The following is a 24,514-nucleotide window of genomic DNA, read 5'->3' as shown; positions in this document are numbered from 1 at the left end:
TGGCCCGGGCGATGCGGTTCGCTCAGGCGTAAATCAGGGTGGCCAGCCCCAGGAAGGAAAGAAACCCCACCACGTCCGTCACCGTCGTCAGGATCACGCCGCCGGCCAGCGCCGGGTCGATGTTGCGCGCTTTCAGGAACAGCGGCAGCAACGTGCCCACCAGGGCGGCGGCGATCAGGTTAATGATCAGGGCCGAGGCAATGATAACGCCGATCATCGGGTCGGCAAACCACACGGTGGCGGCCACCGAGACCACCAGCGCCCAGAGGATGCCGTTGAGGACACCGGCAAGGAACTCCCGGTTCAGCAGCCAGCGCACGTTGGCTCCGCTGATCTGCCCCACCGCCATGCCACGAATGACGAGTGTCAGGGTCTGGCTGCCGGCGATGCCGCCCATGCTGGCAACGATGGGCATCAATACCGCCAGCGCCACCACTTTGGAGATGGTGCCCTCAAACAGGCCGATGACCGCCGAAGCGATGAAGGCGGTGATCAGGTTGATGCCCAGCCAGACGGCGCGGCGCTTGGTGGTCTTTATCACCGGCGCGAAGGTGTCTTCGTCCTCGTCCAGGCCGGCCATGCTCATCAGCGAATGGTCGGCGTCCTCGCGGATAACGTCGACCACGTCATCGATGGTGATCCGGCCCAGCAGCTTGCCGTCTTCACTGACCACGGGGGCCGAAATCAGGTCGTAACGTTCGAAACGGGTGGCCACCTGGGTATCGGAAAGGGTCACCGGAATGGGTTCGATATCGGTGTCCATCACCTCGCGGACGGTGGCGCTGGGGCTGGATACCAGCATCTTGGTGATGGGCATCACACCGATGTACTCGTCGCGACGGTTGACCACGATCAGGCTGTCGGTCATCGGCGGCAGGGCGCGATGGCGGCGCAGGTAGCGGAGCACCACGTCGATGCTGAGATCCGGACGCACCGTGATGGTGTCCGTGTTCATCAGGCCGCCGGCCGTGTCCTCCGGGTAAGCGAGGACTTCCTCAACCCGCTGGCGATCCTGTTCGTCCATCGTGTCGAGAACTTCCTGGATGACCGTATCCGGCAGCTGCTGGAGCAGGTCCGCCAGGTCGTCCGATTCGAAGTCTTCGATGATGGTGGCCAGTTCCTGGGCGTTGAGCTTGCTCAGGAAGTAGCTTCGGATATCGTCATTGAGGTACTGGAGGACTTCCCCTTCGAGGTTCTTGTCCACCAGATTCCAGAGCAGTGCCCGTTGGCGCGGCGGGGAGGATTCCAGCAGGTGGGCAATATCGCTGGGGCTGAGGCCACCATTGAGGATGCGCGCCACCTGTTGCAGGGCGCCACTGTCGAGGGCTTCGCCGAGCGTACGGAGACGTTGCCTGGCCTGGCTGTTTTCGACTGCGTCTGTCATGAAGGTCCCATGAATCCGGGCCGAGGCCATGCGCGGACAGTCTCGGGCCATCTTGGGCCTGGGCGGGCTGTCCGGATCGCCTCGGGTGCTGCCATAAGGATCTTCTGGATAAGTCCTGGAAGGTCTCGCCGAGACGCCCCAGGACTTATTCAGAAGTTCCTAAGTATAGCGGACTTACGTTGCAGACGTGAGAACTTGGTGTAGGTAAATCCCGCGTCCGTGGGGCGGTTGGGCGAGTGCGCGTGTCGGCGTCGGATCTACTCGCCTTCGCCAAAGTAATCGTTGATCAGCTCGACCAGGGCGTCGCGCGCCGCCTGTTCGTCGGGCCCGTCGAGAACCAGCTCGATATCGGTGCCGCGGCTGGCCGCGAGCATCATCACCGACATGATGCTCTTACCGTCCACCTCCCGGCCGTCCTTGGCGATCAGCACCTGGCTGTCGTACTCCGACGCGGTGCTGACCAGCTTGGCTGCGGCCCGGGCATGCAGACCGAGCTTGTTGATGATGGTGATGGGCTCCCGGATCATGGCGTGTCGTCACTGGCCGCCGTGTGCAGGTGCGGCATCTCCGTGTGGCGGATCTGCACGTTGCCGTATTGCTCGCGGAAATAACGCCCCAGTTGGTCGCAGATGTAGACCGAGCGATGCTGACCGCCGGTGCAGCCGATGGAAATGGTCATGTAGCTGCGGTTGCTTGACCGGAAAGTCGGTAACCACTTCTCCAGAAGTTCCTTGAGATCGTCCAGCATGTCCCGGGTTTCCGGCTGCCCCTCCAGGAAAGCCTGGACCTGAGGATCGACACCGGTGAAGTCGCGCAGACTGGCGTCCCAGTAGGGGTTGGGCAGGCAGCGCACGTCGAACACGTAGTCGGAATCCACGGGTACGCCGTGCTTGAAGCCAAACGACTGAAACAGCAGGGCCAGTTCCTGGTCGCGTCGCCCCACTACGCGCTGACGCACCATGTCGCGCAGCTCATACATCGACAGCTCGGTGGTATCGATGTACAGGTCGGCCAACTGCGCCAGGGGGTCGAGCAAGTCCTTCTCGTGGTTGATCGCCTCGCGTAGCGACGTGCGGACATTGCTCAGCGGGTGCTTGCGGCGTGTGGCGTGGAAACGCTGCAGCAGGGCCTGGTCGGTGGCGTCGAGGAAGATGATTTCGACGTTCAGGCTGGCGCCCTTGAGGCGCTCGTGGATCTCGTCGAAGTTGGCAATCTCATCGGCCAGGTTGCGGGCATCGATGCTCACGGCAATATTGCGGAGCTTGTCCGGCGAGGCATTGCTGGCTTCCTCGGTCAACGGGAACAGCAGGCCGATGGGGAGGTTGTCGATACAGTAGAAGCCCAGGTCCTCGAGCACGTGCAGTGCCGTACTCTTGCCGGATCCGGAACGACCGCTGACGATGATCAGTTTCATGCAATGCCTTCGTCGAATCGGCGAATGGTTACTCGGGTTGCGTCATGACGCGGAACAGCTCGTCGGCGTCCCGGCATTGACGCAGGCGTTCGCAGAAGCTGCGCTCGTTGAACTTCTCGGCCAGCTGGCTCAGCAGTTCCAGGTGCTCGCTGGTCGCCTCCTTGGGGACGATCAGCACGAACAGCAGATCCACCGGCTGGTTGTCGATGGCGTCGAACGCAACCCCTTCCTCCAGGGTCAGCAGGGCACCCACCACATGATTGCAGCCGTCCAGACGGCAGTGGGGGATGGCAATGCCCTGACCGATACCGGTGCTGCCCAGCCGTTCCCGGGACACCAGGTTATTGAAGGTCTGGGTCTCGTCGAGCTCGGGGTAGCGCTTGGCTACGTGCTCGGCGATCAACTCAAGGATGCGTTTCTTGCTGGTTCCCGGCACACCACAGAGGGTGAGCTCGGGAACCAGGATGGACTGGATGGTTAATGGTGATTCCGTCATGGATGGAATGCTTTCCCTTGGATGGAACGGCTAGCGGCCGGCAGCACCGTGCATTCGATCAACGGTCTTTTCCTTGTGCTTGAGGATCTGCCGATCAAGTTTGTCGAGCAGGCCGTCAATGGCCGCGTACATATCTTCGTTTTCAGCCTTTGCGTGGATTTCACCACCAATGACGTGGAGTGTGGCTTCGGCCGTCTGGCGCAGCTTCTCCACGGACAGGGTCACCTGACAGTTGCTGATGTGGTCGAAATGGCGTTCGAGTTTTTCAAACTTGCCGGAGACATAGTCTTTCAGAGCGGGAGTCAATTCGACATGGTGACCTGACATATTGAGTTGCATAGGCTTCTCCTGTTGTCGATATGGCCGGGAGCAGAGAAGCTCCCGACGTTGAGCCCGTCGCACTCAGCGACGTTTGAAAACCGACTCTGGCTGGCCCTGGGCGCTTGCGTCTCAGACCAGTCTCTTGCGTTCGTTGGACGGCGGAATGTGCATCGCCTCGCGATACTTGGCGACCGTCCGTCGTGCCACCTTGATGCCCTGGTCCCCGAGCAGCGCTGCAATCTTGCTGTCGCTGAGGGGTTTCTTCGGGGTTTCGGCGGCGACCAGTTTCTTGATCATGGCACGAATTGCCGTGGAGGAACATTCACCGCCCTCGTTCGTGCTCACATGACTGGAGAAAAAGTACTTCAGCTCGAAGATACCGCGCGGCGTATGCATGTATTTCTGGGTGGTGACCCGGGAAATGGTCGATTCATGCATGCTCACTGCCTGGGCAATGTCCGAAAGGATCAACGGCTTCATGGCTTCCTCGCCATGATCCAGAAATCCCTGCTGATGTTCAACGATCCGGGTGGCGACTTTCAGCAGGGTCTCGTTGCGACTCTGCAGACTCTTGATGAACCATTTGGCCTCCTGCAACTGATCGCGCAGGTAGGTGTTGTCGGCACTGTTGTCGGCCCGGCGGATCAGCGCCGCGTAGCCGGCATTGACCCGGATGCGCGGGGCAATTTCGGGATTGAGTTCGACGCGCCAGCGGCCCTTCTGCTTGGACACCACCACATCCGGCACCACGTAATCCGGCTCGGCCTGGTCGAGAGAGTCGCCCGGCCGCGGGTTGAGCGTCTGGATCAGCGCCAGCACGCACTTCAGCTGCTCTTCGCTGAGGCGGCTGCGGCGAAGCAACTGGGCGTAATCGCGATTACCCAGCAGGTTGATGTAGTGGCTGATCACCAGGCGTGCCTGGGGCAGCCAGGGCGTCTCCGGTGGCAGCTGGTTGAGCTGGATCAGGAGGCACTCCTGCAGGTCCCGTGCGAACACGCCCGGCGGGTCGAAGTGTTGCAGGCGGCGCAGTACGGCCTCGACCTCGTCCAGTTCCAGCGGATCTTCCTCGCTGTCGTCGACCAGCCCGGCGTGGATGTCTTCCAGTGTCGAGATCAGGTAGCCGCGCGGGTCCACCGAGTCGAGCAGGGCGTGAGCAATGGCGCGGTCGCGCTCGCCCATGGGGGTGAGGTTGAGCTGCCAGAGCAGGTGGTCCTGCAGGGTCTCGGCGGGGGAGTTGCGTGATTCGAAGTCGGTGTCGTCGTCTTCTTCGCTGCGTGCTGCCGGTGCCGGGGCGGACTGGTAGATGTCGTCCCAGGCGGTGTCGACCGGCAGGTCATCGGGGATTTCCTGGTTGGTCTCGGTGTTCCAGTCGGGTTCGGCCGGCTCGTCCCAGCTATCGTCGTCCTGTGCGGTGTCGTTGCTGTCCTCGCCCTTGCCGTCAGCGGACGCGTCCTCGCCGTCGCTCTCACTATCCGCGGCGCCGTCTTCCTCTTCCGAGGTTTCCAGCATGGGGTTGGATTCGAGCGCTTGCTGGATTTCCTGTTGTAAGTCCAGCGTGGAAAGTTGCAGCAGGCGGATTGCCTGTTGCAACTGGGGTGTCATGGTGAGCTGTTGACCCAGCTTCAGCTGAAGCGAAGCTTTCATTACCATTGATTTAGTCCCGTCACCCTGTGGCCATCGACTGAGTTATTGCGCCTGGGCAAGACCTGTCCGGATGTCTCCGGACCTTGAAAACGCTCGTGTCAGAGGTCGGTCCGGCTTGCCAAGCAAATTCTTTGCCGAAGTTTACTGCTATGGGTGTCCCGATGACAATGTCTTGGTCGGCGGATATGCCCCGAGAGGTTTGCCGACCCTGTTTCGAGTTTAGCGTTTTGGCGCCCACTGCGATACCCATACCCGATTGACGGGCTCACATATGGAATTCGTTGCCCAGGTAGACTTCCTTGACCTGCTGGTTGGCCAGGATCTCCTCAGACTGTCCGGATGCGATAATATGGCCGCCGCTGACGATGTAGGCGTTCTCGCAGATATCCAGGGTTTCGCGCACGTTATGGTCGGTGATCAGCACACCGATGCCCTTGTCGCGCAGATGGCGGATGATCTGCTTGATGTCGCTTACCGAGATCGGGTCGACGCCGGCAAAGGGCTCGTCCAGCAGGATGAAGGCCGGCTCCATCGCCAGCGCCCGGGCGATCTCCACGCGCCGGCGTTCCCCGCCCGACAGCGCCATGCCCAGGCTGTCCCGGATATGCGTGATGTGAAACTCTTCCAGCAGGTTTTCCAGCCTTTCATCACGCTCCGCCCGGGACAGGCCCTTGCGCGTTTCCAGAATCGCCATGATGTTGTCGCGCACACTGAGCTTGCGGAACACCGAGGCTTCCTGGGGCAGATAGCCGATGCCGGAACGGGCCCGGCCGTGCATGGGCAGGGGTGTGATGTCTTTCTCATCGATGCTGACCCGGCCGTTGTCCGCCTTGACCAGGCCCACGATCATGTAGAAACAGGTGGTCTTGCCGGCGCCGTTGGGGCCCAGCAGGCCGACGATTTCCCCGCTGCGGATTTCCAGTGAGACGTCTTTGACCACTTTAATCTGCTTGTAGCTCTTCGCCAGATTGCTCGCACGCAGTATGGCCATCAGTTACCGGCCTCCGAGGTTCCGCTGCCCTGGCGTGGCTGGATAACCATTTCCACGCGTCCATCGCCACCATCGGACTTGCTGCCACCGCCGGCGGTGACGACGCGCCTGGCCGTGTCGTAGTCGATGCGTTCGCCCTTGAAGACGTTGCCGTTCTGGCGGATGACGGCTTTTTCCTCAAAGGTCAGCCGGTTCTCGCCGGCGGCGTAGATGATGGTCAGTGCTTCGGCGTCGGTTTTCGGTGTTTCGCCCTGTTGCGGCTGTATGTAGTGCGCCGGCTTGCCGTAGGCTTCGATGCGGTTCAGCGCGCCCTGGCTGCGGTAGAGGACGACCCGGTCCGCGGTCAGCTCGGTGGCGTCCTGGCGCACGACCACACCGCCGGTGTAGACCGCCGTACCCTTGGCGTCGTCGAGTCGGGCATTGTCCGCCGATACCTTGATCGGGCTGTCCGAATTCAGGTCAAAAGCCTGGGCGTTTGCGGCCAGCGCCAGGAGCGCGGCGCCCAGAAGGCGGCGCAGGGGCGCGCGTTTACTGCGCTGATGGCAACTCATACTGTCCTTCCACCTGTGATTGCAGTTTGACGATCCGTTTGTCGATCCAGGCTTTCATGCCCGTGGCGCGGGTCACGCCCCGGGCGTCGGTCAGGATCACCGGGGCGTCAGTGTGCACAATGCGTTTATCGTTATCCAGCGTAAGATGGGGGGTTTCCAGCTTGCCTTGCTTGCCGGATTCCAGGATCCGGCTGATGACCACGTTGCCGGTCAGGTCGATGACGTCGCGCTCCAGGCGGTAGTTGCCTTCCTCGGCTGACACCTTCCAGGGGATGCCTGACTCGGCATCGATCAGCGTGGCGCGCGGCTCCTGCATGTGGGCTCGATTCTGCTCGTCGAACTGTTCGATGCGCGGGCTGGTGATGGTAACGCTGACATGGCCTTCCTCGTCGTAGGCCTGGTAAGCGCCGTTCACCACGAAACTGTCGGGCTCGTCCGGTCCGCGCAGCTGCTCGGCGGTGTTGTCCGGGGATTTTTCGTCGCTTTGCCAGAGCAGATCGATCAGCACGGCGGCCAGTACGGCGATGGCGACGTAGCGCAGGCGGATCTGGTTAAGGCGGCTGAGCATGATCAGTGTCCGTCGGCGTGGTAGGTCTGGTGCATTTCCGCCAGTTTGTTCTGGGCCTGCAGGATCAGGTCGCAGATTTCACGCACGGCACCTTCGCCGCCACCGGTTTCAGTGCAGTAATCGGCCTGTTCGCGGACATACCAGTGGCCGTTGGGGACGGCAATGCCCAGACCGGCGTGCATGATGGCGCCCAGGTCGGGCAGATCATCGCCGATATAGGCGGCCTCGCTGGCGGAGATGGCGAGTTCCTCAAGTAGCTCCTTCAGCGCTGCTTCCTTGTCCTCGCGCCCCTGTTGCAGATGTTCAACGCCCAGGTCGCGGGCGCGGCGGGCGGTCAGCGGGGAGTTACGCCCGGTGATGATCGCGACGTCGATGCCGGCGCGCCGCAGTTGCTTGATGCCGTGGCCATCGAGCGTGCAGAAAGCCTTGAGCTCGTCGCCCTGGGCGGTGAAGTAGAGTCGGCCGTCGGTCAGCACGCCGTCAACGTCGAGCGCCAGCAGGCGAATTCGGGCGGCTTTGGTCATCAGGTCATCGGGCAGCGGTCTTTCCATGGGCCTTCCTCGGTCGGCGCAATCGTGTCGGGATGGGGGTGTCACAGGACGCCTGCGCGTAACAGGTCGTGCATGTTGATGGCGCCAATCAGGCTGCCGTGGCGATCCACCACCGGCAGGGCGGTGATCTTGACCTCGTCCATGACGTTAAGTGCTTCCGCGGCCAACTGGTCGTCACGGATGCGTTTGCCGCCGACGGTCATCACGTCGCGGATCGGCGTGCCGTGAATGTCCACGTTGCGGTCCAGGGCACGGCGCAGGTCGCCGTCGGTGAACACGCCGATCATGGTGCCCGAGTCGTCGATTACCGTCGTCATGCCCAGGCCTTTCTGCGACATTTCCAGCAGGGCGCCGCTGAGCAGGGTATCGGGTTTGACGCGGGGCACCCGGTCACCGGTATGCATGATGTCCGCTACCCGCAACAGCAGGCGGCGACCCAGGCTGCCACCCGGGTGCGAGAAGGCGAAGTCTTCGGCGCTGAAGCCGCGGACTTCCAGCAAGGCCACGGCGAGGGCGTCACCCATGACCAGGGTGGCGGTGGTGCTGCTGGTCGGGGCCAGTCCCAGGGGGCAGGCTTCGCGGGGGACGCTGACGTCCAGATTGGCCGCCGCCTCCTTGGCGAGTACGGATTCCGGGTCGCCGGTCATGCTGATCAACGGTGCGCCCATCCGCTTGATGAGCGGCAGTATGGTCAGCACCTCGGCGGTCTTGCCGGAGTTGGAAATGGCCAGGACCACGTCGTCACCGGTGATCATCCCCAGGTCGCCGTGGCTGGCCTCGCCAGGATGAACGAAGAAAGAGGGCGTGCCGGTACTGGCCAGGGTGGCGGCGATCTTCTTGCCGATGTGCCCGGACTTGCCCATGCCGGTGACCACGACCCGGCCATGGCATTGCATGACCAGCTTGCAGGCGTGTTCAAATGTCGGATCAATGCGCTCGGACAGCGCGTCGATCGCCTCTCGCTCGATGGCGATCGCCCGGCGCGCTGAGTCGATGAAAGAAGTCGTCATAGTCCGGGCAATCCTTAACGTGCTGCGTGGTAAAGTACGACGGTATAAGCGATGTATCCGGCCAGCAGTATACCACCTTCAAAGCGGGCCAGTTTTCCCTTTTTCTGCATGCCATAGGCGAACGCGGCGAGCAGGATAGTCAGCCCGGCCATGGTGCCGTAGTCCCGGATCAGAACGTCGCTCTCAATCGGCAGCGGGTTGAGCAGTGCCGGCATTGCCAGTACCGCCAGCAGATTGAACAGGTTGGAGCCGACGATGTTGCCCAGCGCCACGTCGTGGTGGCCTTTGAGGGCGCTGGCCACGGACGCTGCAAGTTCCGGCAGACTGGTGCCGATGGCGACGATGGTCAGGCCAATCACCAGTTCGCTGACGCCCAGGGTCAGGGCCAGTTCGGTAGCGCCCCAGACCAGGATGCGCGAGCTGACGATCAACATGACCAGACCGACAACGAACCAGGTAACGGCGCCCTTGATCTGGATGTCGGGCATTTCCTCGACTTCCTCCAGGAATTCCGGGGCGTCACCGGGGGCGTTGTTGCGGCTCAGCAGGAACAGGGCAATGGCCAGCATCACCAGGAAGATCACGCCGTCCATGGGGGACAGGGCGCCATCCAGCAGCAGCGGGTAAACCAGGATGGTGACCGTGAGCAGGATGGGGAGTTCGCGAAACAGGACGGTCCGTTTCAGGGGAATCGGCGCCACCAGCGTTGTGATGCCCAGTACCAGCCCGACATTGGCAATGTTGGAGCCCAGCGCGTTGCCCACGGCCAGCGCCGGTGCGTCGGTCAGGGCAGCGGTGGCGGAGACCAGCATTTCCGGGGCGGACGTGCCGAACGCGACGATGGTCAGACCGATCAGCATCGGCGACATGCCCAGGTTGCGAGCCAGGGCAACGGAGCCTTCGACAAACCGGTCCGCGCTCCAGATCAGCAGCACCAGGCCGGCGACGAGGGCGCCAATGTAGGGGAGTAGAGACATAGGGTCATTCCGTTGTGAAAACCGGGTCCTGGCCGGCGGACCGGGGACCTTCGCAGTGGCGGCAGATTGTGCGCGAGAAGCCGGCTTGTCGCAACCGCGGTCCCGGGCTCCCCGCGTACCATCATGTTGGGGTGTGGGGCAGTAACGGGTAAGAAAGGGGGAGTTGCGGGCAAGGATCTTGTCCGGGGATATTTGAGCTTCGGGCAAACTTGTCATAATGTAGCGCCCTTTGCGGCCAGTCCCATTCCGTTGCGCGCCCGTTTTTCCCGTTGTGGAGGGGATTTAAGGCGGTATTAATGCAGCGCTGTGGGCTGTCTGGAACAATGCGCCGTGGGAATGGTCGATGCAGCAGGGCGTCGGTTGCCCGTGATGCCTACTGGGAAAGCTCTCGATGACGTCAGAGTCCGCATACATAGACATTCAGGATCTCGTATTCCTGCGCGGCGATCGCCGCATTTTTGACGGCCTGTCGCTGCGCATTCCACGCGGCAAGGTCACCGCGGTCATGGGGCCCAGCGGTACCGGCAAGACCACATTGCTCAAGTTGATCGGCGGACAGCTCCGGCCCGAATCCGGTCGAATCCTGGTGGGCGGGCAGAACGTTCATCAGCTCAGCCGTAAGGCGCTTTACCGGCTGCGCCGCGACATCGGCATGCTGTTCCAGAGCGGCGCGCTTTTTTCCGATTTGAGTGCCTACGAAAACGTGGCGTTTCCGCTGCGGGTACATACCGATCTGCCGGAAGACATGATCCGCGACATCGTGCTGATGAAGCTTGAATCCGTAGGGTTGCGCGGTGCCCGCGACCTGATGCCTTCGGAGCTGTCCGGTGGCATGACCCGGCGCGTCGCCCTGGCGCGCAGCATTGCCCTGGATCCGGAACTGATCATGTACGACGAACCCTTTACCGGGCAGGACCCGATCGCCAAAGGCGTGCTGGTGGAGATGATCAGCAAGCTCAACCGCTCCATGGGCCTGACCAGTGTGCTGGTTTCCCACGACGTGCCGGAGTCCCTGAGCATCTGCGACTACGCCTGTATCGTATCCAACGGTAAGGTCATCGGTGAAGGCTCGCCCGAAGAGTTGCAGGCGCACCCGTCCGAGCGTGTCCAGCAATTCCTTCAGGGGCAGCCCGATGGCCCGGTACCTTTCCATTATCCGGCGGCGTCCATTGCCGAGGATCTGTCCGGCGGGGTGTCCCGATGATTGATCGAGTGGCCGCGCTGGGGCGCGGAACCCTGAGTGTGGTGGCGTCGGTGGGGCGCTCCGGCCAGTTCCTGGCGCGCAGCCTGTGCGCCGTGCCGCACCCGTCCACGGGGTTTCCATTGCTGGTGCGCCAGATCTATGCGGTAGGGGTGCTGTCGTTAGCCATTATCGTGGTGTCCGGGCTGTTTATCGGCATGGTGTTGGGGCTGCAGGGCTACAATATTCTGACCGATTACGGTTCCGAGTCGGCCATTGGACAGATGGTGGCGCTGACGCTGGTGCGTGAACTGGGGCCGGTCGTCACGGCACTGTTGTTCGCCGGGCGCGCCGGTTCCGCCCTGACCGCCGAGATCGGGCTGATGAAGGCCACCGAGCAGCTCTCCAGCATGGAGATGATGGGTGTCGACCCGCTGCGCCGGGTCATTGCGCCGCGTTTCTGGGCCGGCTTTATTACGCTGCCTTTGCTGGCGATCATCTTTTCTGTGGTTGGCATCCTGGGCGGTTACCTGGTCGGCGTGGACTGGCTGGGTGTGTTCGAAGGTTCTTACTGGGCCAACATGCAGTCCTCGGTCAGCTTCGGCGAGGATGTGGTGAACGGCATCATCAAGAGCATCGTGTTCGGCTTCGTCTGCAGCTGGATCGCGGTCTACCAGGGGTATGACAGCGTACCCACGTCCGAGGGGATCAGCTCGGCCACTACCAAGACGGTGGTGTATTCCTCGCTGGCCGTTCTGGGGCTTGATTTCATTCTTACAGCAGTCATGTTCGGAGATATCTGATGCGTCAGAGAACCGTGGAAATTGTAGTAGGCGCCTTTATGGTGGCGGGCTGTGCGGCCCTGCTGTTCCTGGCGTTGCAGGTCAGCGGGCTGACGCTCCAGTCGTCGGAACCCACCTATAAGGTGTATGCGAATTTCAATGACATCGGCGGCCTTGCCGTCCGCGGGCAGGTATCCATGGCCGGCGTCACCATCGGCCGGGTGACCGGCATCAGTCTGGATCCGGACACCTATCAGGCGCGGGTCGAGATGGAAATCAACAAATCGGTCGATATCATCCCCACCGACAGTTCCGCCATTATTCGCACCGCCGGGCTGCTGGGCGAAAAGTACATCGATGTGTCCATCGGTGCCGATACATCGTATATGGCGGATGGTGATACCTTTTATGGCACCCAGTCCGCGCTGAACATCGAACGACTTATTTCCAATTTCGCCTCCGGCAAGTAAGGGGCGAGTGCGATCAGGAGCAGACTATGAAAGCAGTGCAAACGCTCTGGCTTGGTTTCTTGGCACTGGCCACCATGATGGCGTCCTTGCCCGCGTCGGCGGATGAGGATCTGCGCCAGTACGTGGACGACAGTACCCAGCAACTGGTGAAGGAACTGGACGCCAATCGCGACCTCTACGGCACGGATCCTCAGGCTTTCTATGGCAAGCTGGAGACGGCGCTGCAGGATTTCGTCGATTTTCGCCGGATCGCGGCCCGGGTGATGGGGCGCTATGCGCGACAGGCCAGCCCGGAGCAGCGCGACGTTTTCGTCGAGAAATTCAAGCGCAGCCTGTTTGACAGCTACGCCAAGGCGTTGGTCGAAGCCGAAGATTTCGATATCACCGTCCAGGAAGCCACCGTCAACCCCAATCATCCGGACCGGGCGTCGGTTCAGCTTGAAGTGGAGACCGCCGCGGGGAACCGCTACCCGGTTGTCTACTCCATGTACAAGAGTGATGGCGATCGCTGGATGATGGAGAACGTGATCGTCGAAGGGGTCAACATCGGGCTGGCTTTCCGCGACCGTTTTGCCCAGGAAATGGAAGAAAACCGCAACAACGTGCAGGCGGTGATCGACGGTTGGTCTGATACCGTTGAGGAGCTCAAGCTGGACGAAGAGGTGGATAAATCGTGACCGCCGTCGAGGCGCAGCCCGCGGCCGATGCGGAACGCGCCGTTTTCCGTGTCGCCGATGACACCATCGAAGCCGGCGTGCTGGCGGTTCGGCGGGACGGCGAGCGCCATGTGGGCAGCGCCTCGGGCACCGTCGAGTACGACCTTGAGGGTGTCCAGAAGGCCAGCAGCGTGGTGCTCTCCCTGATGCTGTGCTGGAAGCGGGCGGCGACGGCGCAGGGTCGTGGGGTGCGTTTTTCCGGTATCGGCGAGAGGCTGCTGGACCTGGCAAGATTGAATCGCGTGGACGACATCCTGGAACTGGATGGCTCGCCGTCGCGCGTCTCCGGCTCCTGAACGTCCCCAGCGGATTCCGCCTTACCCGGTCAATCGGTGTCTCTATGGCCCCGATTGACGACCTTTCATTCTTCCCTTGTTTAGCCTTCCGCCGGAATTCGCTACAATTCCGCTCCTGACTTTCGGATGACCCGCGCGATAGCGCCGCGGGCAACCACTCGCACACTGATTGAGGTAATACCATGCAGGCGGAGGACGTCGCAGAGCTGGTTCGCAAAGAGCTGCCTGACTGTGAAATTCAGGTCCAGAACGATGGCAACCACTACCTGGTCGTGGCCATCGGCGGACGATTTGAAGGGATGTCACCGGTCAAGAAGCAGCAGCTGGTCTACGCTGCGCTCAACGAGCCATTGGCGGAGGGAACGATTCACGCCCTGACCATCAAGGCGTTCACTCCGGCCCAGTGGGAAGCCCGCAAGGCCTAATTCAGCGCGGGTCCGGCAATTCCGGCCGGCCGCGTGTCGCCATCGCGCGACCCTAATCTTACAGGACAAAACTCGTGGACAAACTACTCATCCGCGGCCGCAAACCGCTGGACGGCGAAATCCGGATTTCCGGCGCAAAGAATTCGGCACTGCCCATCCTGGCGGCTACCCTGCTGGCCGACGAGCCGGTTACGGTCGGCAACCTGCCGCATCTCAACGACATCACCACCATGATCGAGCTGCTCGGCCGCATGGGCATCGAGCTGATGATCGATGAGAAAATGAGCGTGGAGATCCACGCCAACACCATCAAGGAATTTCACGCGCCCTACGAGCTGGTGAAAACCATGCGCGCGTCGATCCTGGTGTTGGGCCCGCTGGTCGCGCACTTCGGTCAGGCGCAAGTCTCGCTGCCCGGTGGCTGTGCCATCGGTAGCCGCCCGGTCAATCTGCACATCCAGGGGCTGGAGCAGATGGGCGCTGAAGTGAAGGTGGAAAACGGCTATATCAATGCCCGCTGCGACGGCCGCCTCAAGGGCGCGCACATCTTCCTCGATACCGTCACGGTTACCGGCACCGAGAACCTGATGATGGCCGCGGCACTGGCCGACGGCAAGACCATCCTGGAAAACGCCGCGCGTGAGCCGGAAGTGGTGGATCTGGCCGAGTGCCTGATCGCCATGGGCGCGGACATCAAAGGCGCCGGCACGGCCACGATCGAGATCAACGGCGTCGAGCGCCTGCACGGCTGCCACTACGACGTGCTGCCGGACCGCGTGGAAACCGGCACCTACCTGGTGGCCGCGGCGGCGACCGGCGGGCGGGTCAAGCTCAAGGACACCCGCGAGGATCTGCTTGAAGCGGTCCTGCTGAAACTGGAAGAAGCGGGCGCCCACATTTCCACCGGCAAGGACTGGATCGAGCTGGACATGAAGGGCAACCGGCCCAAATCCGTCAATATCCGCACGGCGCCGTATCCGGCGTTCCCCACGGATATGCAGGCGCAGTTTGCCGCCATGAACGCGGTGGCCGAGGGCAGTGGCGCGATTGTCGAGACGGTGTTCGAGAACCGCTTCATGCACATCCAGGAACTGAGCCGGATGGGGGCGGATATCTCCCTGGAAGGCAACACGGCGATCATCCGTGGCGTGGAAAGCCTCAACGGAGCGCCGGTGATGGCGACCGACCTGCGCGCATCCGCCAGTCTGGTCATTGCCGGCCTGGTGGCGGAAGGGGATACCATCGTCGACCGTATCTATCACATCGATCGCGGCTACGAATGTATCGAAGAGAAGTTGCAGCTGCTCGGCGCGAGCATTCGACGGCTGCCAGCCTGATCGCAGTAACCCGGGACCGTTTATGACCGACAGTATTACCATCGCGCTCTCCAAGGGCCGGATCCTCAAGGAGACCTTGCCATTGCTGGCCGAGGCGGGCGTTGAACCGATCGATGATATCGATCGCTCCCGCAAGCTGGTGTTTCCCACCACCGATCCCAACGTGCGGCTGCTGATTATCCGCGCCACGGACGTGCCGACCTACGTCCAGTACGGTGGTGCCGACCTCGGTGTCACTGGCAAGGATGTGCTGATGGAGCATGGCGGTGCCGGCCTGTACGAGCCGCTGGACCTCAACATCGCGCGCTGCAAACTGATGACGGCGGCCCCGGTGGGGCAGGCGCCGATCGAGGGACGCGTCCGGGTGGCCACCAAGTTCGTCAATCTGGCGCGTCAGTACTACGCGTCCCAGGGGCGGCAAGCCGATATCATCAAGCTCTACGGCGCGATGGAGTTGGCTCCGATCCTGAACCTGGCGGACGAGATCGTGGATATCGTCGACACCGGTAACACCTTGAAAGCCAACGGCCTTGAGCCGCGGGAGCTGATCACTCACATCAGCACGCGCCTGGTGGCCAACCGCGCCTCCATGAAGATGAAACACCGGGCCCTGCACCCTATCATTGAGCAACTGGGCGAGGCCGTGGCCCGGCGCAGCGACGCCTGAACCGGCGCGCCCGCCCCGAAGATCTGTCTTTGTTCGTATCCCGAGAGGATGTGTTATGACCGAGGTAAATGTCCGTCGCCTGTCCGCCGCCGATGCGGATTTCCAGTCCACGCTTGATCGCCTGCTCGCCTGGGATGACAGCGTCGATCATCAGGTGAACGAATCGGTCCGGCATATCCTGCATGAGGTCAAAACCCGCGGGGATCAGGCCGTTCTGGAACTGACCGCCCGTTTTGACCAGGTGAACGCCGGCTCCATGGCGGAACTGGAAATGTCGGCGGAGCGCATGACCCAGGCGCTGGCCAACATTCCGGACGATCAACGCCAGGCGCTGGAAGCGGCGGCGCAGCGCATTCGTGATTATCACGAACGCCAGAAGGCGTCCTCCTGGCAGTATGAGGAAGCGGACGGCACCGTGCTGGGACAGAAGGTGACGCCGCTGGACCGCGCCGGCCTTTATGTGCCGGGTGGCAAGGCCGCCTACCCGTCATCGGTGCTGATGAACGCCATTCCCGCCAAAGTGGCCGGTGTCGGCGAAGTCATCATGGTCGTGCCGACCCCCGGAGGCACGGTGAACGAGCTGGTGCTGGCGGCCGCACGGGTGGCCGGCGTCGATCGGGTGTTCACCATTGGCGGCGCCCAGGCGGTAGCCGCACTGGCCTACGGCACAGAGACCATTCCTGCGGTGGACAAGATCGTCGGCCCCGGCAACATCTTCGTCGCCACCGCCAAGCGCGAAGTCTTCGGCACCGTCGGTATCGACATGATCGCCGGCCCGTCCGAGATCCTGGTGATCTGCGACGGCCAGACCGATCCCGACTGGATTGCCATGGACCTGTTTTCCCAGGCGGAGCACGACGAGCAGGCCCAGTCGATCCTGATCAGCCCGGATGCGGATTTCCTGGACCGGGTGGAAGCGAGCATCCGCAAACTCCTGCCCACCATGGAGCGTGCCGAAATCATCGCCACGTCCGTGTCCGACCGGGCGGCTCTGATCCTGGTAGACGATCTGGAGCAGGCGGCGCAGGTGAGCAACCGCATTGCGCCGGAACACCTGGAATTGTCCATCGCCGATCCGGAAGCGCTGTTGCCGTCGATCCGTCACGCTGGTGCCATTTTCATGGGCCGCTATACCGCCGAAGCCCTGGGCGATTACTGCGCCGGGCCGAACCACGTCCTGCCGACCTCCGGTACGGCGCGTTTCTCATCGCCGCTTGGGGTCTACGACTTCCAGAAGCGCTCGTCAATCATCGGTTTCTCGGCCGAGGGGGCTGACGCTATGGGGCGCGTCGCGTCCGTTCTGGCGCGCGGCGAGGGGCTGACGGCGCACGCCCGCTCGGCGGAATACCGGGTGCGTGAAGACGGCGAGGGCGGTCGGTCATGAGTCGATTCTGGAGTCCCCTGGTCAAGGATCTCGTGCCTTATGTGCCGGGCGAGCAGCCCAAACTTCCGGACCTGATCAAGCTCAATACGAACGAGCATCCGTTGGGACCATCGCCGCGGGTGATCGAGGCGATCCGGGCCGAGGCCGGCGATAGCCTGCGCCTCTACCCGGATCCCAACGGCGATGCCCTCAAAGCAACGCTGGCGGATTACCACGGGGTATCCACTCAGCAGGTCTTCCTGGGCAACGGCTCCGATGAAGTGCTGGCGCATATCTTTTACGGTCTGTTCCAGCACGGCAAACCGATCCTGTTCCCGGACATCACCTACAGTTTCTACCCAGTGTATTGCGGGATCTATAACATCGATGCGCAACCGGTGCCGGTGGACGAGCATTTCTCGATCCGGCCGGAGGATTACCGGGGCGATTGCGGCGGTATCATCTTCCCCAACCCCAATGCGCCCACGGGCAAGGCACTCACCCTGTCGGAGATCGAGCAGATCGTCGCTGGCAACCCCGACGTGGTGGTGGTCATTGATGAGGCCTACGTGGACTTCGGGGCCGAGACGGCCATCAGCCTGGTGGATCGCTATCCCAACCTGCTGGTGACCCAGACGCTGTCCAAGTCGCGCTCGCTGGCTGGGCTCCGGGTCGGCTTTGCCATCGGTCATGAAGATCTGGTCGAGGCGCTGGAGCGGATCAAGAACAGCTTCAACTCCTATCCGCTGGACCGTTTGGCGCTGGTGGGGGCGGTAGCGGCCTACGAGGACGAAGCCTATTTCCGTCGGGCGACGGACTACGTCATCGGCGAGCGGGAGAGGGTGACCCAGGGGCTGCAGGCGCTGGGCTTCGAGGTGCTCCCGTCGGCGGCAAACTTCGTGCTGGCTCGCCACCCAGCTCACGCCGGTGCCGACCTGGCGGCGGCCCTGCGCGAACGCAGCATCATCGTGCGGCACTTCAACAAGCCGCGCATCGAGTCATTCCTGCGGATCACCATCGGCTCGGCCGAACAGAACGGCCGCCTGCTCGGGGCCTTGCCGGACATCGTGTGATCCCTTCGCCCTGGCCGGCGCAGGTCGGCCAGGGGTATCGTATATTTCCAGCTATCCAATCCAGGGGAGGTCGATCATGACCGAGACCGTCTCACGGGACGCCATCGTCCAACGCGTAGAGCAGTGGCTGGAACCCGGCCGCTTCAAGGATTACTGCCCCAACGGCCTGCAGGTGGAAGGGCGCGACCAGGTGGCTCATGTGGTCACCGGTGTGACCGCCTCCCAGGCATTCATCGACGCCGCCCTGGACGCCGGCGCGGACCTGCTTCTGGTGCACCACGGCTACTTCTGGAAAGGCGAGGACCAGCGGGTGGGCGGCATGAAGAAGCGGCGCCTGCAGAGCCTGCTGAAAGCCGACGTCAACCTGCTGGCCTATCACCTGCCGCTGGATGAGCATCCGGAGCTGGGCAATAACCGCCAACTGGCGGATGTTCTGGGCATCACCGAGGCTGCCCCCCTCAAGTCGGACAGTGGTCTGGTCTGGATCGGTGAGCTTCCGGAAGCCCTGTCCCCCGAACAGTTTGCGGGGCATCTTGAGAAGCGGCTGGCGCGGCGCCCGTTGCATGTCGGGGAAGGGCCTGCACAGATCAAGCGTGTGGCCTGGTGCACCGGCGCTGCGCAGGGCTTCATCGATCAGGCTTTGGCGGCCGGCGCCGATGCTTACCTCAGCGGTGAGATCTCGGAGCCGACCGTGCACACCGCCCGGGAGTGCGGAATCCACTATTATTCCGCCGGGCACCACGCCACCGAACGTTATGGCGTGCAGGCTGTCGGCGAGCGGCTGGCGTCGGAACTGGGGATCAAACACACCTTCATCGACATCGATAACCCGGTGTGAGGGAGGCGCCCCGGTGGCTGTGCACCGGGGCGGATAGAATTACTCGGACTTGCTTTTCTCGCGCAGGCCATAGTCTTCGGCCAGCGTGCCTTTTTCCTTGGGGTCGCTCTTGGGCGCGTAATCGCGAGGCGGCTCGAAACCACTGTCCTTGGTGCTGTCCAGGCGGGCGGTTTCGTCTTTTTTGCCCAGTTCTTCCATCCAGTCCTCATCGTGACACAGGCGGTTGGCGCCGCGGGCCATGTGCTGGCTGACGTCACGGTAGACGTCGTTGAGCCGGCGCATCATGTGAGCGGACTCCATAAAATGCTCATTCACCTGAGCCTGGTAGCGGGTGTATTCGCTGCGCAACTCGTCAATCTGCTGTTCCAGCCGGCGCTGGCGCAAGCTGGTGCTCTGGCCGGAGCGGCCAATCAGCACGCCCACAATGAGCCCGACAACGAGAGTGGCTAAAGCGATGAGAATGAGTTGCGTCATACTGTCCCTGACCCTGAATTCGAAAAGTAAAGTGCTTTGAGTATACCGTCTGACCGGTTTATCGCCCATGCCCGCGTGGTTGTCCAATCGTCGAATAGACCGCCGTTGGCGCGGCCGGGATCACTGAAACGTTCGTTGAGGCGACCGGCATGTCCGGCATCATGTCGTCCGATCGCGTTCAATGTGGAGATGATCGGCAATATCAGCGACAATACGGCGCTTTATTGACCAGCCTCTGAAAGCGAGACAAGAGCACAGCATGACCCCCTGGGAACGATATCAGAACGACCTCCAGAAAGACGGCTTCGAGAAGGACGCAGCACAGGCCGACGCCGTGAGGCGTCTACAGGCACTGTACGACAAACTGGTGGAATCCGAAAGCCAGCGCGAAGGCACCTTCAGCCGCCTCAAGCGCAAGCTGCGCGGTGGCGACAAGGAACCGGTCCAGGGCCTGTATTTCTGGGGCGGTGTGGGGCGCGGTAAGACCTACCTCATGGACACTTTCTTTGAGGCGCTGCCGTTCGAGCGCAAGATGCGTGTGCATTTCCACCGCTTCATGCAGCGCGTCCACAACGAGCTGAAAACCCTGAAAGGCACCAAGAATCCGCTGGAAACGGTCGGTCAGCGCTTTGCCGACGAGGCCGCGGTAATCTGCTTCGACGAATTCTTCGTGTCCGATATCGGCGATGCCATGATCCTGGCCTCGCTGCTGGATACGCTGTTCCGCAATGGCGTCACACTGGTGTGCACCTCCAACATCGTGCCTGATGGTCTTTACAAGGATGGCCTGCAACGGGCCCGCTTCCTGCCGGCGATCGACCTGCTCAACAAATACACCGATGTGGTGAACGTCGACGGCGGTGTGGATTACCGGTTGCGCACCCTGGAGCAGGCTCAGCTGTTCCACTCGCCCCTGGGCGACGAAGCGTTCCAGAGCCTGCGTCACAGTTTTCGCAACCTGGCCGATGAATACCGCGATAACGTCGACCTGGAAGTGAACGGCCGCAAGATGCACGCTCTGTCCTGCGCCGAGGATGTCATCTGGTTCGACTTCAAAGCCCTGTGTGACGGGCCGCGCAGCCAGAACGACTACATCGAGCTGGCCCGTGAATACCATGCGGTGATCGTCAGCGACGTCCCGGTGCTGGGGCGTGAAAACGATGACCAGACGCGGCGCTTCATCAACATGGTGGATGAGTTCTACGACCGTAACGTCAAGGTGATCATCTCCGCCGCCGCGCCGATCCACGAACTCTATTCCGGCGGCCGCCTCTCATTCGAATTCGAACGTACCGAGTCACGCCTGCTGGAAATGCAGTCCAAGGAGTATCTGGAAGCACCGCACAAAGCTTAATGACAGGTAGGCGGACTCGATTGCGGTGAGGGGACACCGCGACGATTTCCAGGGCCCGGACGGATTTTGACGCCGGTTGGTGCTGAGTGCGGCTCAGGCCCATAACAATAACCCGATCAATCGGGCTTTCAGACCACAGATGAGGAACAACAATGAACAGCGATCAAGTCGTGATTGTCAGCGGCGTGCGTACGCCCATGGGCGGTTTCCAGGGCAGCCTGAGCGGCGTGGGTGCGGTTGAGCTGGGTGCCGTCAGCATCGCCGAGGCGGTACGCCGGGCGTCCCTGCAGCCGGGTGACGTACAGGAAGTCATTATGGGAAACGTGCTGCCGGCTGGCCTCAAGCAGGGCCCCGCGCGGCAGGCCATGCGCCAGGCCGGGTTGCCCGACAGCGCTGGCGCCACCACCATCAACAAACTCTGCGGCTCCGGTATGAAAGCTGCGATGCTGGCCCATGATCTGATCAAGGCAGGCAGCAACGACATCATGGTGGCCGGCGGCATGGAGAGCATGTCCAACGCGCCTTACGTAATGCAGGGAGCCCGTCAGGGCTACCGCATGGGCCCGGGCCCGGCGCCGCAGGACCACATGTTCCTGGACGGTCTGGAGGATGCCGAAACCGGCCGGCTGATGGGGGCATTCGCCCAGGATATGGCGGACAAAAAAGGCTATACCCGTGAAGAGATGGATGACTACGCCATCAACTCGCTCAAGCGCGCTCAGGAGGCCATTCGCGACGGCCTGCTGAAAGAGGAGATCGTTCCGGTCACGGTCCGTACCCGGAAAGGCGAGACGGTTGTCGAGGACGACGAGCAGCCGCTGACGGCTAACCTGGACAAGATTCCCACCCTGCGCCCGGCCTTCAAGAAAGACGGTACCGTCACTGCGGCCAACGCCTCCTCCATCTCCGACGGCGCGTCGGCGCTGGTGCTGATGCGGGAATCGGAAGCCGGGCACCGGGGCCTTCAGCCCATGGCCCGGATCGTGGCCCACGCCACACACTCGCAACACCCTTCCGAATTCACATGCGCGCCGGTCGGCGCTATCAAGAGCCTGCTGGATAAAGCGGGCTGGTCAAAGGATGACGTGGATCTGTTCGAGATTAACGAGGCCTTCGCCATGGTGGCCATGATGCCGATCCGTGAGCTGGAACTGGATCCCGCCAAGGTCAACATTCACGGCGGTGCCTGTGCCCAGGGCCACCCGGTGGGCTCCACCGGCTCCCGGCTGCTGGTGACTCTGATGCACGCTCTGCGGCGTCAGGGTAAATCCCGGGGTGTGGCTGCCCTGTGCATTGGCGGCGGCGAGGCCACCGCCATGGCGATCGAGATGCTCTGATCGCCACCCCTTCCGCCCCGGCAGACCTGTCGGGGCGTCATTGCCTTCCTTGCTTACGACCCGGCCTGAAGCCTGGCCAGACCCGCTGTTGCATCGGTGGTTGAACCTCCGATTAGCGTCTATATTCACACTGACTGTCCGGACCAGGGGTGTCCATGGAACGGAACCCGCCAAGACCGCGGCTTCCCGCCAGGGACAGGTTCGTAAAATCATACTTTTGACTGATCAAAGCGACCTGCGCCTTAGCTATAGTGCCATCATCACGAGCACTGTGCGTGGGGCTTCCTACATCGTGACGACCAACCGACTGGTTTGAAGACGAATAACCCGGTTTGAAAACGAACGACTGAACGTGAAGACGAAACCATAGAGCGTAACGACGAACAATCAGAACAGCGACTCATAACAAAGACTCATAAAAACAATGGAGTAGCCTTCCAATGACAAGAAGAGTACAGCCGCGGCAGCAATGGGCGAAACTGCCTCTGGCGGCAGCGATTACCGCAACGCTTTCCGCACCCGCAAGCGCATTCCAGTTCTACATGGGCGACGTCGAGGCGTCGTTTGACACCACCCTGACCGCCGGCGTGGGCTGGCGTGTAGAGGAGCGGGACAGGCGCCTGATTGCGCAGGGCAACCTCGGGCCGTCCTACGCGCCGGGCCAACCCAATGCCAATATCGGTGCGTCGACCAACAACTACGACGACGGCAACCTGAACTTCGAGAAGGGCGACACCTACAGCAAGATCGTCAAGGGCACCAGCGAGCTGTACCTGAACTATTATCTCGACAACGATTACCTGACGCGCGTCGGTGCGTTCGTCCGCGGCCGCTACTGGTACGACTTCGAGCTGAAGGACGAGTCGCGGGCGGTGGACCCGGTCGGGAACCAGCGTGAATTGAACGAGAAGGCCAAGGACAACGCCTCCGGCGGTGAATTCCTCGACGCCTATGTGTTCAGCGACTGGTACTTCGGTGATACCCCGGTCAGCGTGCGCTACGGTAACCAGGTGTTGAGCTGGGGCGAAAGCACCTTCATCCAGGGCGGGGTCAACGTCATCAACCCGGTGGATGTGAACGCCATTCGTGCGCCCGGTGCCGAGGTCAAAGATGCGCTGCTGCCGGTGGAAATGCTCTACAGCTCCATTGGCCTGACCGAGAACGTCACCTTCGAAGCCTTCCTGCAGACGGACTGGGAAAAGGTAAGGCCGGACGATTGCGGCACCTTCTTCTCCACTAATGATTTCGCCGCCGACGGTTGTGGACCGGTACTTCTGGCCGGGCAGTTGTCGGACTACGACGCCTATCAGCAGGGGTTCATCGCCGACCGCTCCGGCGACCGCGAGCCGGACGAGCGCGACCAGTTCGGTGCCGCTTTCCGCTGGTATGTGCCCGAGCTGAACGATTCCGAGCTGGGTTTCTACTACATTCGCTACCACAGCCGGCTGCCGTACGTCAGCGGTATCGTCAATGATCCCGCCAACGGCGAGCAGTTCCCGCAATATTTCATCGAGTACCCAGAGGGCATCAACCTTTACGGGATCAGTATCAACACCACGATCCCCGGAGGTTGGTCACTGGGGGCGGAGTACAGTTTCCGTGACAACATGCCGATCCAGTGGAACGCGTTTGAGCTGATCTACGGTGGTTTGCAGCTGGAGAATCCGGCCACCGGCGATCCGGCCAGTCTGCTGCAGGTTCAGCGCGAGGCGGAAGCCAACGGTGCTGACCTGTCGGGTGAAGCGGTCAGCGGCTACGACCGCTATAAAGTCTCCCAGGCCCAGATGACGCTGATCAAATTCTTCGACCAGGTCATGGGCGCCAGCCGTCTGACCTTCGTTGGCGAAGTGGGCGCCACCTACGTGCACGGCCTGCCGGATCTGGATGAGGCCCGCTATGGCCGTTCCGGTACCTTCGGTATCGGTGAGCTGGACGGCGGCGGTTGCCAGGCGTTGAACATCAACACCAACTACTGCAACAACGAGGGCTATACCACGTCCTTCTCCTGGGGCTATCGCACCCGCTTCGTGTGGGATTATCCCAACGCCATCGCCGGTATCAACCTGAGCCCGCAACTGGCGTTCTCGCACGACGTCAACGGTAACGCGCCGTCGCCCGGCGGTAACTTCCTGGAAGGCCGGAAAGCCGTGGGCGTGTCGCTTACCGGCGTCTACCAGAACCGGTACAGCGCCACGATCGGCTACACGAACTATTTCGGGGGTACGCCATACAACGAGCTGTCCGACCGCGATAACGTGACCGCCAGCGTCTCGGTATCGTTCTGATCCGGCCTGA

General features: G+C 62.1%; 27 protein-coding genes. 14 read left to right on the top strand and 13 right to left on the bottom strand.

What is annotated here, in order from left to right:
- Positions 1-22: 22 nt before the first annotated feature.
- The 12 genes from mgtE to GQB00_RS05160 form a co-directional block, all read right to left on the bottom strand.
- On the bottom strand, positions 23-1,384 hold the full coding sequence (gene mgtE, locus GQB00_RS05215) for a magnesium transporter (RefSeq protein ID WP_111495736.1): 1,362 nt from the start codon (positions 1,382-1,384) through the stop codon (positions 23-25).
- 257 nt (positions 1,385-1,641) lie between these two features.
- Complete coding sequence (locus GQB00_RS05210) at positions 1,642-1,911, bottom strand: HPr family phosphocarrier protein (protein ID WP_111495737.1); 270 nt, start codon at positions 1,909-1,911, stop codon at positions 1,642-1,644.
- The gene (rapZ, locus tag GQB00_RS05205; RefSeq protein ID WP_111495738.1) at positions 1,908-2,798 is read right to left on the bottom strand and encodes an RNase adapter RapZ; all 891 of its coding nucleotides are present in this window, start codon (positions 2,796-2,798) and stop codon (positions 1,908-1,910) included. The genes GQB00_RS05210 and rapZ overlap by 4 nt, the downstream gene beginning before the upstream one ends.
- A 28-nt stretch (positions 2,799-2,826) precedes the next feature.
- Positions 2,827-3,294: a PTS IIA-like nitrogen regulatory protein PtsN gene (gene ptsN, locus GQB00_RS05200; RefSeq protein ID WP_111495739.1), complete on the bottom strand. Its 468-nt coding sequence runs from the start codon at positions 3,292-3,294 to the stop codon at positions 2,827-2,829.
- A gap of 30 nt (positions 3,295-3,324) precedes the next feature.
- The gene (hpf, locus tag GQB00_RS05195) at positions 3,325-3,633 is read right to left on the bottom strand and encodes a ribosome hibernation promoting factor (protein WP_111495740.1); all 309 of its coding nucleotides are present in this window, start codon (positions 3,631-3,633) and stop codon (positions 3,325-3,327) included.
- 111 nt (positions 3,634-3,744) lie between these two features.
- On the bottom strand, positions 3,745-5,259 hold the full coding sequence (locus tag GQB00_RS05190) for an RNA polymerase factor sigma-54 (protein ID WP_165855437.1): 1,515 nt from the start codon (positions 5,257-5,259) through the stop codon (positions 3,745-3,747).
- Between the two features lie 265 nt (positions 5,260-5,524).
- Positions 5,525-6,250, bottom strand: coding sequence for an LPS export ABC transporter ATP-binding protein (gene lptB, locus GQB00_RS05185; RefSeq protein WP_165855436.1), 726 nt, complete (start codon positions 6,248-6,250; stop codon positions 5,525-5,527).
- The gene (gene lptA, locus GQB00_RS05180; RefSeq protein ID WP_165855435.1) at positions 6,250-6,801 is read right to left on the bottom strand and encodes a lipopolysaccharide transport periplasmic protein LptA; all 552 of its coding nucleotides are present in this window, start codon (positions 6,799-6,801) and stop codon (positions 6,250-6,252) included. The genes lptB and lptA overlap by 1 nt, the downstream gene beginning before the upstream one ends.
- Positions 6,779-7,369 (bottom strand): LPS export ABC transporter periplasmic protein LptC, encoded by a 591-nt coding sequence (gene lptC / locus GQB00_RS05175; RefSeq protein WP_165855434.1) that lies wholly within the window; start codon positions 7,367-7,369, stop codon positions 6,779-6,781. Before lptC ends, lptA begins: the two co-directional genes overlap by 23 nt.
- Before the next feature lie 2 nt (positions 7,370-7,371).
- Entirely contained in the window at positions 7,372-7,920 is a 549-nt protein-coding gene (gene kdsC, locus GQB00_RS05170) for a 3-deoxy-manno-octulosonate-8-phosphatase KdsC (protein ID WP_111495744.1), read from the bottom strand.
- A 41-nt stretch (positions 7,921-7,961) separates the two neighbouring features.
- A complete protein-coding gene (locus GQB00_RS05165; protein ID WP_407657832.1) occupies positions 7,962-8,942 on the bottom strand; it encodes a KpsF/GutQ family sugar-phosphate isomerase in 981 nt (326 codons plus the stop codon).
- A 2-nt stretch (positions 8,943-8,944) separates the two neighbouring features.
- Positions 8,945-9,907: a calcium/sodium antiporter gene (locus GQB00_RS05160; protein ID WP_165855433.1), complete on the bottom strand. Its 963-nt coding sequence runs from the start codon at positions 9,905-9,907 to the stop codon at positions 8,945-8,947.
- Between the two features lie 391 nt (positions 9,908-10,298).
- Here GQB00_RS05160 and GQB00_RS05155 point away from each other — a divergent pair, with 391 nt between their 5' ends.
- From GQB00_RS05155 to GQB00_RS05105, 11 genes are all read left to right on the top strand, one after another.
- Entirely contained in the window at positions 10,299-11,111 is an 813-nt protein-coding gene (locus GQB00_RS05155; RefSeq protein WP_165855432.1) for an ABC transporter ATP-binding protein, read from the top strand.
- A complete protein-coding gene (gene mlaE, locus GQB00_RS05150) occupies positions 11,108-11,890 on the top strand; it encodes a lipid asymmetry maintenance ABC transporter permease subunit MlaE (RefSeq protein ID WP_111495748.1) in 783 nt (260 codons plus the stop codon). Before GQB00_RS05155 ends, mlaE begins: the two co-directional genes overlap by 4 nt.
- A complete protein-coding gene (gene mlaD, locus GQB00_RS05145) occupies positions 11,890-12,339 on the top strand; it encodes an outer membrane lipid asymmetry maintenance protein MlaD (RefSeq protein ID WP_165855431.1) in 450 nt (149 codons plus the stop codon). The genes mlaE and mlaD overlap by 1 nt, the downstream gene beginning before the upstream one ends.
- Before the next feature lie 26 nt (positions 12,340-12,365).
- Positions 12,366-13,016, top strand: a complete 651-nt coding sequence (locus GQB00_RS05140; RefSeq protein ID WP_165855430.1) for an MlaC/ttg2D family ABC transporter substrate-binding protein — start codon at positions 12,366-12,368, stop codon at positions 13,014-13,016.
- Positions 13,013-13,351, top strand: coding sequence for an STAS domain-containing protein (locus GQB00_RS05135; protein WP_165855429.1), 339 nt, complete (start codon positions 13,013-13,015; stop codon positions 13,349-13,351). The genes GQB00_RS05140 and GQB00_RS05135 overlap by 4 nt, the downstream gene beginning before the upstream one ends.
- A gap of 182 nt (positions 13,352-13,533) precedes the next feature.
- Positions 13,534-13,776, top strand: a complete 243-nt coding sequence (locus GQB00_RS05130) for a BolA family protein (RefSeq protein ID WP_165855428.1) — start codon at positions 13,534-13,536, stop codon at positions 13,774-13,776.
- 74 nt (positions 13,777-13,850) lie between these two features.
- Positions 13,851-15,113, top strand: coding sequence for a UDP-N-acetylglucosamine 1-carboxyvinyltransferase (gene murA / locus GQB00_RS05125; protein WP_111495753.1), 1,263 nt, complete (start codon positions 13,851-13,853; stop codon positions 15,111-15,113).
- A gap of 22 nt (positions 15,114-15,135) precedes the next feature.
- Positions 15,136-15,780, top strand: a complete 645-nt coding sequence (gene hisG / locus GQB00_RS05120; RefSeq protein ID WP_111495754.1) for an ATP phosphoribosyltransferase — start codon at positions 15,136-15,138, stop codon at positions 15,778-15,780.
- 55 nt (positions 15,781-15,835) lie between these two features.
- The gene (gene hisD / locus GQB00_RS05115) at positions 15,836-17,164 is read left to right on the top strand and encodes a histidinol dehydrogenase (protein WP_165855427.1); all 1,329 of its coding nucleotides are present in this window, start codon (positions 15,836-15,838) and stop codon (positions 17,162-17,164) included.
- Entirely contained in the window at positions 17,161-18,216 is a 1,056-nt protein-coding gene (hisC, locus tag GQB00_RS05110) for a histidinol-phosphate transaminase (RefSeq protein ID WP_165855426.1), read from the top strand. Before hisD ends, hisC begins: the two co-directional genes overlap by 4 nt.
- Positions 18,217-18,292: 76 nt before the next feature.
- Positions 18,293-19,054, top strand: coding sequence for a Nif3-like dinuclear metal center hexameric protein (locus tag GQB00_RS05105; protein WP_165855425.1), 762 nt, complete (start codon positions 18,293-18,295; stop codon positions 19,052-19,054).
- A gap of 39 nt (positions 19,055-19,093) precedes the next feature.
- On the opposite strand, the gene GQB00_RS05100 is transcribed toward GQB00_RS05105, so the two are convergent.
- The gene (locus GQB00_RS05100; protein ID WP_111495758.1) at positions 19,094-19,528 is read right to left on the bottom strand and encodes a YhcB family protein; all 435 of its coding nucleotides are present in this window, start codon (positions 19,526-19,528) and stop codon (positions 19,094-19,096) included.
- A gap of 259 nt (positions 19,529-19,787) precedes the next feature.
- Between GQB00_RS05100 and zapE the strand changes: the two genes are divergently transcribed.
- The 3 genes from zapE to GQB00_RS05085 all read left to right on the top strand — a co-directional run bounded on the left by zapE (position 19,788) and on the right by GQB00_RS05085 (position 24,504).
- Positions 19,788-20,882, top strand: a complete 1,095-nt coding sequence (zapE, locus tag GQB00_RS05095) for a cell division protein ZapE (protein WP_111495759.1) — start codon at positions 19,788-19,790, stop codon at positions 20,880-20,882.
- A 152-nt stretch (positions 20,883-21,034) separates the two neighbouring features.
- Positions 21,035-22,219, top strand: a complete 1,185-nt coding sequence (locus tag GQB00_RS05090) for a thiolase family protein (RefSeq protein WP_165855424.1) — start codon at positions 21,035-21,037, stop codon at positions 22,217-22,219.
- 440 nt (positions 22,220-22,659) lie between these two features.
- Positions 22,660-24,504 (top strand): DUF1302 domain-containing protein, encoded by a 1,845-nt coding sequence (locus GQB00_RS05085; RefSeq protein ID WP_165855423.1) that lies wholly within the window; start codon positions 22,660-22,662, stop codon positions 24,502-24,504.
- Positions 24,505-24,514 lie beyond the last annotated feature (10 nt).

This window comes from Marinobacter sp. JSM 1782161 (assembly GCF_011421605.1).
Classification (GTDB): Bacteria; Pseudomonadota; Gammaproteobacteria; order Pseudomonadales; family Oleiphilaceae; genus Marinobacter_A; species Marinobacter_A bohaiensis.
The sequence above is the reverse complement of the archived record's forward strand: the minus strand, read 5'-3'. Positions and strand labels throughout refer to the sequence as shown.

Coding starts and splice junctions, on each gene's coding strand:
- GQB00_RS05210 (WP_111495737.1), bottom strand. CDS start 1,911: ATGATCCGGGAGCCCATCACCATCATCAACAAGCTCGGTCTGCATGCC.
- GQB00_RS05155 (WP_165855432.1), top strand. CDS start 10,299: ATGACGTCAGAGTCCGCATACATAGACATTCAGGATCTCGTATTCCTG.
- hisD (WP_165855427.1), top strand. CDS start 15,836: ATGACCGAGGTAAATGTCCGTCGCCTGTCCGCCGCCGATGCGGATTTC.
- hisG (WP_111495754.1), top strand. CDS start 15,136: ATGACCGACAGTATTACCATCGCGCTCTCCAAGGGCCGGATCCTCAAG.
- hisC (WP_165855426.1), top strand. CDS start 17,161: ATGAGTCGATTCTGGAGTCCCCTGGTCAAGGATCTCGTGCCTTATGTG.
- hpf (WP_111495740.1), bottom strand. CDS start 3,633: ATGCAACTCAATATGTCAGGTCACCATGTCGAATTGACTCCCGCTCTG.
- mgtE (WP_111495736.1), bottom strand. CDS start 1,384: ATGACAGACGCAGTCGAAAACAGCCAGGCCAGGCAACGTCTCCGTACG.
- GQB00_RS05190 (WP_165855437.1), bottom strand. CDS start 5,259: ATGAAAGCTTCGCTTCAGCTGAAGCTGGGTCAACAGCTCACCATGACA.
- GQB00_RS05130 (WP_165855428.1), top strand. CDS start 13,534: ATGCAGGCGGAGGACGTCGCAGAGCTGGTTCGCAAAGAGCTGCCTGAC.
- GQB00_RS05085 (WP_165855423.1), top strand. CDS start 22,660: ATGACAAGAAGAGTACAGCCGCGGCAGCAATGGGCGAAACTGCCTCTG.
- rapZ (WP_111495738.1), bottom strand. CDS start 2,798: ATGAAACTGATCATCGTCAGCGGTCGTTCCGGATCCGGCAAGAGTACG.
- GQB00_RS05140 (WP_165855430.1), top strand. CDS start 12,366: ATGAAAGCAGTGCAAACGCTCTGGCTTGGTTTCTTGGCACTGGCCACC.
- lptB (WP_165855436.1), bottom strand. CDS start 6,250: ATGGCCATACTGCGTGCGAGCAATCTGGCGAAGAGCTACAAGCAGATT.
- lptA (WP_165855435.1), bottom strand. CDS start 6,801: ATGAGTTGCCATCAGCGCAGTAAACGCGCGCCCCTGCGCCGCCTTCTG.
- GQB00_RS05100 (WP_111495758.1), bottom strand. CDS start 19,528: ATGACGCAACTCATTCTCATCGCTTTAGCCACTCTCGTTGTCGGGCTC.
- GQB00_RS05160 (WP_165855433.1), bottom strand. CDS start 9,907: ATGTCTCTACTCCCCTACATTGGCGCCCTCGTCGCCGGCCTGGTGCTG.
- mlaD (WP_165855431.1), top strand. CDS start 11,890: ATGCGTCAGAGAACCGTGGAAATTGTAGTAGGCGCCTTTATGGTGGCG.
- mlaE (WP_111495748.1), top strand. CDS start 11,108: ATGATTGATCGAGTGGCCGCGCTGGGGCGCGGAACCCTGAGTGTGGTG.
- kdsC (WP_111495744.1), bottom strand. CDS start 7,920: ATGGAAAGACCGCTGCCCGATGACCTGATGACCAAAGCCGCCCGAATT.
- zapE (WP_111495759.1), top strand. CDS start 19,788: ATGACCCCCTGGGAACGATATCAGAACGACCTCCAGAAAGACGGCTTC.
- GQB00_RS05090 (WP_165855424.1), top strand. CDS start 21,035: ATGAACAGCGATCAAGTCGTGATTGTCAGCGGCGTGCGTACGCCCATG.
- ptsN (WP_111495739.1), bottom strand. CDS start 3,294: ATGACGGAATCACCATTAACCATCCAGTCCATCCTGGTTCCCGAGCTC.
- lptC (WP_165855434.1), bottom strand. CDS start 7,369: ATGCTCAGCCGCCTTAACCAGATCCGCCTGCGCTACGTCGCCATCGCC.
- GQB00_RS05105 (WP_165855425.1), top strand. CDS start 18,293: ATGACCGAGACCGTCTCACGGGACGCCATCGTCCAACGCGTAGAGCAG.